Below are 2,693 nucleotides of genomic sequence, written 5' to 3' on the forward strand. Positions count from 1 at the left end.
TACTTGAATAGTTCCCGACAACGTCGTTGCATCTAACAGACTTTCATACGTTCCCTCAAGCGAAAGAGATTGTGCCTCTTCACTTACGTTGACAACGAGCAAGTAAACCTGTTCGCCCTGACGTCGCTCAACGACAAATGTCTGTTTTGTATCATCGATCCGTTGGAAATGATACGTTCCGGAATTTGCTAAAACCGGATACTGTTTTCGAAGGGCGATCAACTGTGCAGCGTGATCGAACAAATCACGGTTCTGCTTCGTCTCATCCCATTCCATGCATGCACGGTTGGCCGGGTCTTGTCCGCCCATCATTCCAATTTCATCACCATAATAGATGACAGGCGTACCCGGAAACGTCAACAGTATAGTGAAGAGCAATTTCATCCGCTCGATATTCCCCTTCGCACGCGTTAAAGCACGCGGCGTATCATGCGAATCAATCAAATTGAACATGACCTCGTTGACATTTTGAGAATGCCAGTTTAAATTCCGACTGACCGCATACGAGAAATCACGAACGCTCGTCTCGCCCGTCGCAAAACAAGTCAGGAAGCTCTCTGTCAAACCGTAATTCATGACGGCATCGAATTGATCGCCGAGGAGCCACGGTTGTGAATCCGTCCAACATTCGCCGACGATATAACACGTTCCGTTCGCAGCCCGGACTTCTTTTCGAAACTCACGCCAAAACGCATGATCGACTTCACTTGCAACATCCAGACGCCAGCCGTCGATTCCGAATTCCTCAACCCAATAACGTCCGACATGAAGCAAATAGTCTTTGACGTCTGGATGAGCGGTGTTCAACTTTGGCATGTTCCGTTCAAATGCAAACACTTCATAGTTCGGGATTGATGGATCGACCGGGAAGGAGTCAATCGTGAACCAGTTGACATATTTTGAGTCTTGTCCCTTTTCTAATACATCCTGAAATGCGGGGTGATATTCACTAATATGATTAAAGACGGCATCGAGTAATACGCGGATACCATTCTCATGTAGCACATCTATCATCTTGCGGAATGTTTTCTCGTCACCAAAGGCAGGATCAAGCTTTAAGTAATCAAGCGTATCGTATTTATGATTCGATGGTGCTTCAAAGATTGGACAGAAGTAGACACCGGTGACGCCGAGACGTTGTAAATGATCGACGTGATCGATGACCCCTTGAAAATCTCCACCGAAGAAATTCTGAAAAGCTGGTGCTTCACTTCCCCACTCCTTCGCTCCCGCTGGATCGTTCGTTGGATCACCATTTGCGAATCGTTCTGGGAAAATTTGATACCAGACCGTATCTTTTACCCAATCCGGTGTATCAAAGACGTCCGTCGCATGAACATATGGAACAGAAAAATAATAGCCCGGATGATCGAGTGGCGCTTCGTCATACCAACCGCGTTCGGTCAAAACGGCTGTGGTTTCGCCATGAACCTCGAACCCATATCGTACCCGCTTTCGTTCTGGACGGATTGCAATGAACCAATAGTCATACGTCGCGTCACTTCCATTGTATTGCATCGACTTCTGTTGCACTTTCCAGGATTTTTCTTTCTCCGGATCAAAATTCCAATCTCGGTCTTCTTCTTTTTCCGCTTCCCATTCATAAGGATCACCATATATCAATTCAACTTTTTCAATATCGTCTTTAGCCGTCATGAGTCTAATATGAACGGTCTCTTGATCATAGGCATAAACGAATGGTGATAATGCGCGATGAACTACTCCAGCCTGGTTCAAATACTGTCACTCTCCCTTAAATTGATATTTCTCTATCGGTAAAGTTCCTTTCTTCCGCATCACTTAAACGCATTTAGTAGAAATTCAACTGTTCGACCGACATTTTAGTTCAGTCTATCAGGTAGTTTAAGGTATACTGATAACGCATAAGAAATCATGGATTTCTGACATTACGGAAAGAGAGTGGATACGAAATGGGTCGTAAATGGAATAACATTAAGGAAAAAAAGGCATCAAAAGACAAAAATACGAGTCGGATCTACGCAAAGTTCGGTCGTGAGATTTATGTAGCGGCTAAACAAGGTGAGCCCGATCCAGAATCAAACCAAGCATTAAAGGTCGTTCTCGAACGAGCGAAGACATACAACGTGCCCCGTGCCATTGTTGATCGGGCGATTGAAAAAGCAAAAGGTGGAGCGGAAGAGAACTATGATGTACTTCGTTATGAAGGATTTGGTCCAAGCGGTTCAATGGTCATCGTCGAAACGTTGACGAACAATGTTAACCGGACGGCTTCTGATGTGCGTGCTGCATTCGGAAAAAATGGCGGAAACATGGGTGTGAGCGGATCCGTCGCTTATATGTTTGATGCGACGGCAATCTTTGCCTTCGAAGGTAAAACTGCGGATGACGTGCTCGAATTGATGATGGAAGCGGATATTGATGTGCGCGACATCCTCGAAGAAGACGAATCTGTCATCATCTACGCTGAGCCAGAACAATTCCATGCTGTGCAAGAAGCGTTAAAAGCTGCAGGGATTACCGAGTTCTCCCTTGCTGAACTCGTTATGCTTGCACAAAACGAAGTGGCTTTGTCCGAGGATGATGTCGCACAATTCGAGAAGATGATTGATGCACTTGAAGATCTTGAAGATGTGCAACAGGTGTACCATAACGTAGAGTTATAATCAAAAAGACAAGAGGATGGGCGTAACCATCCTCTTGTCTTTTTGATT

General features: G+C 45.2%; 2 protein-coding genes. One reads left to right on the plus strand and one right to left on the minus strand.

All coding sequences use genetic code 11. The annotated features are described in order from the left end of the window. Nucleotides 1-1,737 (minus strand): glycoside hydrolase family 13 protein (locus B2751_RS08110; protein WP_290774158.1); only part of this gene is annotated, 1,737 nt, incomplete at its 3' end. Nucleotides 1,738-1,931: 194 nt separating this feature from the next. Between B2751_RS08110 and B2751_RS08115 the strand changes: the two genes are divergently transcribed. After that, entirely contained in the window at nt 1,932-2,645 is a 714-nt protein-coding gene (locus tag B2751_RS08115) for a YebC/PmpR family DNA-binding transcriptional regulator (protein ID WP_023468535.1), read from the plus strand. Nucleotides 2,646-2,693: the final 48 nt, after the last annotated feature.

The sequence above is a fragment of the Exiguobacterium sp. UBA6282 genome, from assembly GCF_002440475.1.
In the GTDB taxonomy this organism is placed as follows: domain Bacteria; phylum Bacillota; class Bacilli; order Exiguobacteriales; family Exiguobacteriaceae; genus Exiguobacterium_A.

Coding starts and splice junctions, on each gene's coding strand:
- B2751_RS08115 (WP_023468535.1), top strand. CDS start 1,932: ATGGGTCGTAAATGGAATAACATTAAGGAAAAAAAGGCATCAAAAGAC.